This window comes from Bacteroides faecalis (assembly GCF_003865075.1).
Classification (GTDB): domain Bacteria; phylum Bacteroidota; class Bacteroidia; order Bacteroidales; family Bacteroidaceae; genus Bacteroides; species Bacteroides faecalis.
This window is the reverse complement of the sequence record NZ_BHWB01000015.1, coordinates 88182-96898: the sequence shown is the minus strand read 5'-3', so window position 1 is coordinate 96898 and position 8717 is coordinate 88182. Positions and strand designations below refer to the sequence as shown.

At 46.7% G+C, this 8717-nt stretch carries 8 protein-coding genes and 3 pseudogenes; 3 read left to right on the top strand and 8 right to left on the bottom strand.

Going from position 1 to position 8717, the window contains the following annotated elements; all coding sequences use genetic code 11:
* Positions 1-1220: pseudogene (locus EJF25_RS19460) on the bottom strand (DUF3575 domain-containing protein); the annotation flags it as partial.
* Between the two features lie 275 nt (positions 1221-1495).
* Here EJF25_RS19460 and EJF25_RS25875 point away from each other — a divergent pair.
* The 3 genes and pseudogenes from EJF25_RS25875 to EJF25_RS19445 all read left to right on the top strand — a co-directional run.
* Positions 1496-1702, top strand: a pseudogene (locus EJF25_RS25875) (helix-turn-helix domain-containing protein); the annotation flags it as partial.
* Between the two features lie 113 nt (positions 1703-1815).
* Entirely contained in the window at positions 1816-3102 is a 1287-nt protein-coding gene (locus tag EJF25_RS19450; protein ID WP_009040242.1) for an IS1380-like element ISBf12 family transposase, read from the top strand.
* Positions 3103-3270: 168 nt separating this feature from the next.
* Positions 3271-4155: pseudogene (locus EJF25_RS19445) on the top strand (helix-turn-helix domain-containing protein); the annotation flags it as partial.
* 128 nt (positions 4156-4283) lie between these two features.
* Here the strand turns inward: EJF25_RS19445 and EJF25_RS19440 are convergent.
* From EJF25_RS19440 to traM, 7 genes are read right to left on the bottom strand one after another with little or no spacing between them, the layout of a single operon-like run.
* Positions 4284-4739 carry a DUF4425 family protein gene (locus tag EJF25_RS19440; RefSeq protein ID WP_014776477.1) on the bottom strand — a complete coding sequence of 152 codons (456 nt, stop codon included), beginning with the start codon at positions 4737-4739 and terminating at the stop codon, positions 4284-4286.
* A gap of 18 nt (positions 4740-4757) precedes the next feature.
* Positions 4758-5264, bottom strand: a complete 507-nt coding sequence (locus EJF25_RS19435; protein ID WP_007756692.1) for a conjugal transfer protein TraO — start codon at positions 5262-5264, stop codon at positions 4758-4760.
* A 4-nt stretch (positions 5265-5268) separates the two neighbouring features.
* Complete coding sequence (locus tag EJF25_RS19430) at positions 5269-5976, bottom strand: hypothetical protein (RefSeq protein WP_122298765.1); 708 nt, start codon at positions 5974-5976, stop codon at positions 5269-5271.
* Between the two features lie 10 nt (positions 5977-5986).
* Positions 5987-6196 carry a helix-turn-helix transcriptional regulator gene (locus tag EJF25_RS19425; RefSeq protein WP_005842174.1) on the bottom strand — a complete coding sequence of 70 codons (210 nt, stop codon included), beginning with the start codon at positions 6194-6196 and terminating at the stop codon, positions 5987-5989.
* Positions 6183-6749 (bottom strand): M23 family metallopeptidase, encoded by a 567-nt coding sequence (locus EJF25_RS19420; protein ID WP_125042338.1) that lies wholly within the window; start codon positions 6747-6749, stop codon positions 6183-6185. The genes EJF25_RS19425 and EJF25_RS19420 overlap by 14 nt, the downstream gene beginning before the upstream one ends.
* Positions 6733-7830, bottom strand: coding sequence for a conjugative transposon protein TraN (gene traN / locus EJF25_RS19415; protein ID WP_005842179.1), 1098 nt, complete (start codon positions 7828-7830; stop codon positions 6733-6735). Before traN ends, EJF25_RS19420 begins: the two co-directional genes overlap by 17 nt.
* Positions 7827-8717 (bottom strand): conjugative transposon protein TraM, encoded by an 891-nt coding sequence (gene traM / locus EJF25_RS19410; RefSeq protein ID WP_125042337.1) that lies wholly within the window; start codon positions 8715-8717, stop codon positions 7827-7829. Before traM ends, traN begins: the two co-directional genes overlap by 4 nt.

The window sequence follows — 8717 nt, the reverse complement described above, 5'->3', positions numbered from 1 at the left end:
TGCCTGCCTCCTTTCTTCCGGCTATAATTCCCCCGCCCGATCAACCACACCAAAGAGATACCCGCCTTGGTCGGCCGAACCAGCGGCGGGTTTTTAGTGGTCTGCCATACATAGTGACCGTCCAAAGGGATGTACTCCTTGTACGATCCTCCAAGGTAGCCGATTCCCAACGTGAAATCCACATTGAACCGATGTCCCACAGGTAACGAGAGTAGCCGTAAGCCACGCCTCCCCCGTAACTCCATTTATCCCCCAAGTAACCTTTCCCACCCAATTCGAAATCATAGGTGACGATCTGCCCGTACAATCCGACATGATGCCCGGAAAACGGTTTTTCCACCGCTCTCCGACCGAACCAGCGGCGCAACTCCACATCTCCCCCATAGATACGCCAATAATTATGCTTCCGATCACTTTTCCACCAGGCATACATCCAATTCCCGGCCACAGACCAGTTCTTCCCCAAACAGAACTCAACCCCGATGTCAGGTATCAAAACAGCGTCATAAAGCAAGTTTGTTTTCACCGCCATGCAAAACGGCCGTTTCTTTACCGGAGCTATGACGGTAACGGTATCACGGATGCACAACGTATCACGTGTATGTATATATACCGTATCTCTGACGGGATTTATCGGATCACTATCATAGCATATTTTCACCATCGACGAACGAAGTTTCGGAAAATGGAATTTATACAAATATGAGTATGGCCTCCCCCCTTTCAGTCTTTTCAGTTCTCCCCCCCCAATAAGGGCTGTCCTGGTTTTCCAAACGGACGATCTTCTCCAACAAACGAAGGACATCCTCCCTCTCCGGAACATTCACATCCGCTCTCACCATCGTTATAAGTCCGTTCCAGTCGCTTCCCGAAAAATGAAAATCCCTCTCCAATACCGGAATCTTTATATAAGGTGATATATACCGCCACAAAACCTCTGCTCGTTTTTCAGACAGCCTTCCATTCAACAGCCCCCCTCCTTCCGGGGAAGCTCCTCCTATTATTTGAATTTTCCTGATAAGACGGACGGAGTCGTTCAATGCGGAACAGATTTTAGCAAACCGCTCCATCTCGTTCCCATTGTCAAGTAAACATGTATCTATATTTACCTTTCCTTGATGAAAATAGATCCTTACCGAATCACGCTTCTCCTGAGCGGATATTTCTCCGCTTATACTCAACACGAGCACGAACAATACACATTTAATATAAAAAAACATCTTTTCGTCATTTAATCATTTGTTAATATGACAATCCAAACCCAGGCTTTTACACCCCCCTGAATTTCAACCGCTAAAGATACGCACCTATAAACCAACCTCCAAAGCAAAAAACAAGCATTTTAAACTTATAAATACTTAAAAAGACAACCACACAACAATTAAAAACACTTAACATCATAAAGAAAAGTACTTAAACATACAAAAAAAAAAAAAAAAAACAGTTATTTTTGCAGGAAACATTATACTTAATAACACTTAAAACAATAAAACACATGAAAATCAGCACAAAAGCCGCCTCTTTTCTAAGTTCAATAAAAACTCAAACTTACGACAAAAAAGAAAGAGAAATGATAATAACGTATCAACAAAAACGAGTCTTTCATCTATCCCTGCTCATGCTGGTCTTATGCGCACCCATATACATATATTCAGTTCCATTTCCCAATGAACAGTTTTACCTTAATTCCGCAACACTATTATAAATTAAACTTTTTAAGTACCTGAGCAACAAAAAGTTGCTCAGGATTTTGCCATGTCAGAATTTTCACTTATCTTAGTGTTGCAAAAAAAACAAGAGAATCCGACGATAGACATGGCGAAGATACAAATTAAATCTGAGAGACTCACTCCTTTTGGGGGATTATTTTCAATCATGGAGCAATTTGACTCCACATTATCATCTGTAATCGACTCAACCCTCGGTCTAAGGTGTAGATCGTTCGGTTATCAGTACAGCGAAATCATCCGTTCTCTCATGAGTATCTACTTCTGTAGCGGTTCATGTATTGAGGATGTCACTACTCATTTGATGAACCACCTCTCGCTTCATCCGACACTTCGCACTTGTAGCTCTGATACTATCCTCAGGGCGATAAAGGAGTTGACGCAAGAAAACATTTCATACACATCAGATATGGGCAAGACCTACGATTTCAATACGGCTGACACTCTCAATACTTTATTGCTCAATTGTATATTTGCATCTGGCCAACTGAAAGAGGGTGAGATGTATGATGTTGATTTCGACCATCAGTTCATAGAGACAGAGAAGTATGATGCAAAGCCTACATACAAGAAGTTCCTTGGTTATCGCCCTGGCGTGGCGGTTATTGGCGATTTGATAGTCGGTATAGAGAATAGCGATGGTAACACAAATGTTCGTTTCCATCAGAAGGACACGCTGAAGAGGTTCTTTGCGAGATTTGAACAGAATGGGCTCACTATCAATCGCTTCAGAGCTGATTGTGGATCATGTTCCGAGGAAATCGTGGAGGAAATAGAAAAACACTGCAAGTCCTTCTATATCCGTGCTAACCGCTGCAGTTCGATCTACAATGACACCTTTGCTCTCAAAGGCTGGAAAACTGAGGAAATCAATGGCATTGAGTTTGAATTGAACTCTATCCTTGTTGAGAAGTGGAAAGGTAAGGCATATCGACTTGTGATTCAAAGACAGAAACGGATGGATGGTGTGCAGGATTTTTGGGAAGGAGAATACACATACCGTTGTATCCTGACTAACGACTATGATTCTTCCGTAAGAGAAATTGTCGAGTTCTATAACCTTCGTGGAGGAAAGGAACGTATCTTCGATGATATGAACAATGGTTTCGGGTGGGACAGATTGCCCAAATCCTTCATGGCAGAGAACACAGTGTTCCTTCTTCTTACAGCACTTATCCGTAACTTTTACAAGGCCATTATTCAAAGACTTGACGTAAAGAAGTTCGGGCTCAATGCAACAAGTCGCATAAAAGCGTTTGTCTTCAGGTTTATCTCTGTACCAGCCAAGTGGATCAGGACATCAAGGCGGTATGTGCTGAACATCTATACCTGTAATAATGCTTACGCAGATGTTTTCCAGACTGATTTTGGATAATGCCTACAACTTATGGGAATGATATTGTGTATTGCCTCAAGTCACATTGTGGGGTAAGGGGATATTGTAGGCAGAAGTGGGTGCTTCAAGTTCAAATTATCTGCAAATTCAGTAATGAGAGGACGTGTAAACGCAATAAGGACGTTCAAGGGCTTAGTTGCGGATTTGAGGTTTTATTATATTAACAGCGTATTATTCCTGTTTATCATTATGTGCACTCTCGCTTATTTTAAAAAGAGAGTAAATCTGACCACGACCTTTTCCATTATACTGATAGCCATACATATCGAGATTTTTATCGAAATAATTTATTGCTCAATATGTAGCGGATATGAATATAGTTATCAAAGAGCATTGATAATGAGTAACATTACTATCTCTCTCTTATTTACCATGCTTTCCATCTGTGCCTATATGAGTAATATCTCCATCCTATTGTCCTCCCTTACCATAGCTTCCTATACAATCTGCACACTTATCACCGACGAACCGTTCCTATACAGTTATCTGCCTTTGATCATCATCATATACACCATGATCCCCTTATTAGGAAGATCCTTACACAGTAATATCAGCAGCTTGCTAAAAAGTAGCAACTTGCTAAAAGAGGAAGAGGAAATGCTTTTGAAACGTCTCCAAATGAAAAAGGAAGAACTATTCGCGTTCGCCGAGTTGTTAAGCGAGAATAACCCGGAAGAAAAGACAAGCTCCCTGTTAAACATAATAGGGGAACAATCCAAAGAAAATCTTTTTACAGCCCTTGCCGCATACCAGAAAAAGGAAAAAAGTAAACTTGATACAATCAGGAGAATATATCCCAATTTATCCCCGTCCGAATTAAACATCTGCCGTTTAATACTGCAAGACAAGACCGTCAGCCAAATATGCGAATTATTACATCGGAGTAGCGGAAACATAACCAGCCAACGAGCGAACATACGTGCCAAACTCGGACTGAAAAAAAGCGACAATTTAAAAGAAGCATTACAAGAACGCATGAGGCTGTATGAAGAAGAACACCACCGGCAAGAGGAGTTTTCAGCCATGCGTTAGGGATTGCAGAGTAAAGCCCACAGCCTTTAGGCGAGGACTTGAAACGTAAAGCCCGACCGTCCCACGGGAACGCCCAAAAGAAAAAAAATCCCCCGAACATTCATCCGGGGGACATTCAGGTCGTCACGTCAATTATAATACAGATTAAGATCATCCATACCGATCTCCTTCCCGTCCCGGAAAGAAAGGCTCTTTTTCTCGATCTCCTTTCCGTTCTTGTAAACGGTCACAACCCACTGCATCGGCTCGTTCACGACACCGTCCTCCCCGTCCACGACACTACCGGAAACGGCGAACTCGATCGCCTTTCCCGTCGTGGTTAACGTCACCTTTTCGACGGCCAGTTCTTCATCGCTTAGAATCAACGGGCTTGCGAGGCTTTCCCCCGTCGCCCCGTCTTTCAACCGCGTACCGTTGGCGACTACCACGACCGACTTAATGAAGCTGCGGAAATCTCCCGACTGCTCGATCGTTACCTCATACATCGCCCCTTTTCCTCCCGGTTCGTCGTCGTCCTTGCTGCAACCGACGAAACACAATGCCATGCACACGCATACGGCCGACAAATACAAATACTTTCTCATACCTTCAATTATTTAAGTTTATAAATAGATCACGCACCCCAGGCCGACATGGTTGTTATTCCGGAGAATGGAGTTAAACAACATTTCAAACCTGTATTCGGCAAAAAGAGCCACTTTCGGGCTTAGCAACATTTCCGGCCTTATCCCGACCTCGTATCCATACACGAAAGCCTTGCTTTTCGCCAGGTACACAAGATCGCTTTTCGCCTTGGCTTTCTGGTAGCCGATCGTCCCGGCTGCGATCCCCAGGAGCGAGAATTTCCGTCCTTTCAGGGCGTAATAGGCCAACTCCGGGCCGACCGTCACGGTGTTTGCCTTTACCAGATCCCGGTTTAGATTCCGGTAATTAAGGTTTGCCCCCACCTTGAAAGCCTTGTACACCTTTCCAAAACCGAACGTCCCCTGCACCTGACTTTCATCCACGATATAGCCCAGCTTCACGTTCATATACTGGCTTCCGATATATTGTGCCCTGCACACGGCCACCAGGCACAAAAAGAGCGATAATACGGCAATTTTTCTCATAACCTCATTGATTTACTTGTATCGTTACATTCTCTTTCACTGGCAGACCGTAACGGCTTGAAACGGTAAACTCGATCACCGCCTGTCCGGTCGCATCCGGCCGGAACGTCACCAGGTTGTTTTTTTCCAGTGCCACGCCCTCGCCCCTTGTCGCATCATACCCGGAAATATATACCCGGCCGCTTCCCTTTACGAACCTGGCCGACGCTTTCACCCCGTAAAGTTCCGTATCAAGCTGCAAATAAAATTCCGCTTCCTCCGATACCAGCATAAGATCCGGCACGTTTCGGAAGCGTATGTTTATCTCCGGGCTGGAAACTTTCAGCTTGATGCTGTCGGATCGTGTCACCAGTTCGCTGGCTACCCCCATGACGATATACGCCTCTCCCTCGGTTGCCGGGATAAAATCGAAATCCAGCCGATTGTTTGCCTTGAAATCATATTCAAACGTTTCTCCGGGGCTGTATTCGTTGTTATCCACCAGGATAACGCCGTCCCCGTCCCTGACCTCAAAGCGTGTCAATATCTGATCCCCGTTGTCCGGATCGAGATCCGAGATCGTAAGGGTGCAATTAACGGGCTTCCCCACTACGGCCGTACCCACGTCTATACTTTTCAGCGTCACGGAAAAATCCCGGCTGACAAGTTTCAGTTCGTCGTCGCAAGACGACAAAAAGACCAAAGCGCACAAGGCGGTAACTAATTTTTTCATACGATTTATTTTATTTGTTCACGATAATACGGTCAAACAGGGCGTTTAGATCCACCCCTTTGCTCCTTAAAAAAGCGATGTATTTCACCACCACGGGGGCGGTTTCCGACTGCTCGATGTTGCAAAGCTGCTGGCGGCTGATCCCCATTTCCTCGGCGACGCTTTTCGCCGTCAGGCTTAGCCTGATCCTTTCTACTTTCAATTCATTACTTAGTTCCATAAATGAAATTTAAAGGGTTTATTCTCTTTTGGTTTTTTATCACCTCATAATGCAAATGATTCCCGGTACTTATCCCGGTGCTTCCCACGAACCCGATCACGTCCCCCTTTTCCACCTCCGCACCTTTCCGGGTGTAAATGAGTGTCAGGTGTGCGTATCTGGTCTGAAATCCGAAACGGTGCGTAACGACTACCGTTTTCCCATATCCGGGCGTTTCACCTGCGAACGTCACCGTCCCACTGGCTGCGGCGTGTACGGTAGCCGCATACACCGCCGCCATATCCAGGCCTGCGTGAAACTGCTTTTCACCGCTTATCGGATGCGTCCGGTAGCCGTAACGGTCGGAGATCCGGTATTTCTCTTTCAGGGGTGCGACAGAGGGGACGAAACGGTAAATATCCCCGTCCTTTTGGACGATCCCCCACACCGGGGCGATGTCCCCGTAATCCCCTGCGGTCTGCAACACCTCCACGATCAGCGAACGTTTGTCCTGCGCCACTACCCGGCCGACAGGGATCAGCGCAAGGATCGCAAGGCTAAATATCCTCCACATTCACGATGTCGCTGTTCTCCAGATCGAAAAGAACGTGACGGCCTCCGTTCTTCTCGTTGATCTCGATACGGAAAACTTTCTCGTCCGGAATGGTGAACTTATCGAAAGCGATCACGTATTTCATCCGGCCGTTCCCCTCTATCCTGGGCGAATAATTCTCCGAGAACAAAGCCTGCTGATCCACTTCCTGGGATGCGGTCAGCTTGGCCGTTTTCTTGTCGATGATGTAATACCGGATATAATCTATATCATAAGGCAGTTTGCTTTTGTTCTCGATCTCAAAGGTAAACAGGAGCAAGTTATCATATATATGCAGGTTGTTCACGGAGAAAACGATCTTGTTGCGAACGATCCCCTTGTTGAATATCCCCCTTTTTGCGTTATACACCCGGCTCATGACCTGATCCCTTTCCCCGGCCGGGATAATGTTGTCGGTCAGGATCACGTTCGCCTTTTTCTCCGGCCGTTTCTCCCCTATCTCATAGACGAACGCCTCCGGCTGCTGCCGATAATCCACGTTGAACGTGTAGAACTTCCCCCCTTCGGTCGCCAGCGACACGTTTGTCTGCCTGGGAAATTCCTCCACCTTTCCCGTGGCTGCGATCATTCGCACGATATTCTCGGTATTCTCGGCCTTGCTTACCTGTATGCAGGTATCGCCGTAATCTATATAAATCACCTTTTCCGGTGCGATCAGGTGCGTTTGCGACACCTCATTCAGATAGATAGTGTCCGGCCGTATGCTCGACATATCGGGCAGGAAATAGTTCGTATGCTCCAGGCTGTCGGCATAGGTCACGTTAAACGAATAGAAAAAACCTCCCTCGGTCGCCACGCTGACGGTCGTCTGCTTGCTGAAACTTTTCCGGTTGGCCTTTATGCGCAAGATATTAGGCACGCTCTCCGGGTTATCTACGGCCACGAAGTCCGTAACGGCCTGGTTATACTTCACGGCCGAAGGGAATACAAGATGTATCGTCTTGGAATAATTCACTGCGATAGGCAGGCTTTCCACCGGGCGGATCTGCGCCCCGGCCGAGGAAACGGCCAACGCCAGGATAAAAGAACAAATAGCTTTCATTTCAGATATAGTTTATAGTTCGACTTAACGGTGACAATGACCTGGTTGTTCTTCTTCCGGAACACGCTCTTTGCCGCATTGCTCACCGCATTAACCCCCGTACTTAGAACGTCCGTCCCGTAAGAGGTAACATTCATATCGCTAACCACCTCGTCGGCCGCCTCCTTTGTCGCTTCCGCCTTGATGTTCAATGGTACATATATACCGGGCAGTCCGTCCCTGTCGTACACGGTCTTTTGCATTTCATAGATGCTGTTCCCGATCCGGACGGATTCAACCGTTACATTGATCCTGTCCTGTGCGAGCTTCACCACCCCGAAAACGGCCGTCCCCTTGTTAATCACCATGCCGCCGGGTAGTTGCATTTCCTGGAGCGTGACAAGTTTTATCACGCTCCCGTCCGTGATCTTCTGGTCGCCCGACACAATGGCCTCTATCGTATTCCCCTTGTTCTCCGGTTCTTCCCCCGAAAAGAAACGTCCTACTGTCCTTTCAGGCTCTTCCTTCTTCGGCGTTTCCTTTTTCGGCCGGGCTTTCGCCGTTCTCCGTTTCATGGCTGCGGCCGCTTTCATACTGTCGGCTCTCTGGTTCTGCCTTAACTGTTCCTGCAAGGCTATCACTTCCGGATCTTCCCGGTACATAGCTCCCGAACGTTCCCGGTACACTTCATCGGTAAAATTCTCGTACTCCGGCCGTCCGTCCGTATTCATCATATCGTCCAGGGTAAAATCGCTTTGCTGCTGCGCCCTAAGCGAAGTGTTCACGCTCCCGTCCTCTTCCCGGTTATCCCCTTTCCCGGTCAGTGCCAGCATAACGGCCAGCACCACCAGCACGAAGATCCCCAGGGATGCGAACAGGATTATTTTTGTTTTCGTGACCTTATCCAT